Source organism: Dyella sp. SYSU CM1112 (assembly GCF_058216415.1).
The window spans coordinates 1-266 of the sequence record NZ_JBZEGI010000144.1 but is presented as its reverse complement, the minus strand read 5'-3'; the positions used below and the strand labels follow the sequence as shown (position 1 = coordinate 266).

Sequence of the window (266 nt, the reverse complement as noted above, 5' to 3'; positions counted from 1 at the left end):
GGGGACCCTATGCGCAGCACATGCTTGAGGTCATGGAATCCGCTCCAGCATGGCGCAACGCAGTAGGCCCCGGCCAATATGCCGAGAAACCGGATTGGCGCATCGAAACGCATTTCGAGCGCCGTGGCATGAAGCTGGGGCATGGCGTCTGGGATCTGCTCTATCGCCGAACCGACCCATAGCGTTCCTGCGGCAAATGCAGGAACGGTTCACCAGTACGCCATAGCTGCCCCTTATACTTCCAGGCCAAACAGGGAAGAGCCATC

The 266-nt window shown here is 59.4% G+C and carries 1 pseudogene; it reads left to right on the top strand.

Annotated elements, in window-relative coordinates:
- A pseudogene (locus AC4HNJ_RS21985) lies at positions 1 to 182 on the top strand (tRNA (guanosine(46)-N7)-methyltransferase TrmB); the annotation flags it as partial.
- Positions 183 to 266 lie beyond the last annotated feature (84 nt).